At 48.8% G+C, this 365-nt stretch carries 1 protein-coding gene; it reads left to right on the top strand.

Features of this window, described 5'->3' with window-relative positions; genetic code table 11:
- Positions 1 to 156: 156 nt before the first annotated feature.
- A partial coding sequence (locus tag AC0IXA_RS27235) for a hypothetical protein (RefSeq protein ID WP_471814873.1) occupies positions 157 to 365 on the top strand: 209 nt, incomplete at its 3' end.

Below are 365 nucleotides of genomic sequence, written 5' to 3'. Positions count from 1 at the left end.
GTAGACGATGTGTTTCAAGGAGAAGAACGTGTGCCATTTGGAGATCGCTGTCAGTTACGTAGGCTTTGTTGTGCTTGTTTGAAATGTCGGCGTTGACTGAAAACCCCGCCGCCTGTGAAATCAGGTCGGTGATCCGGTTAACTGAATGCGAGGAAAGTGAAACCATGTGAAATTTATCGGCAAACTTGCGATGTTTACGGACCAAATGCGATAAGTGATTCGATGGTGAGAAGATGGGTCCGACAGTTCAATGGCGGGCGTAGTGATGTGCACGATGTAAACCTACAGGGATTTGGCCGGGACGTGTTTGACCAACCTCCCTACAGCCCTGACCTCGCTCCTAACGACTTTCATCTGTTCTTACA

The organism is Pseudomonas sp. AC083 (assembly GCF_979253165.1).
The sequence above is the reverse complement of the archived record's forward strand: the minus strand, read 5'-3'. Positions and strand labels throughout refer to the sequence as shown.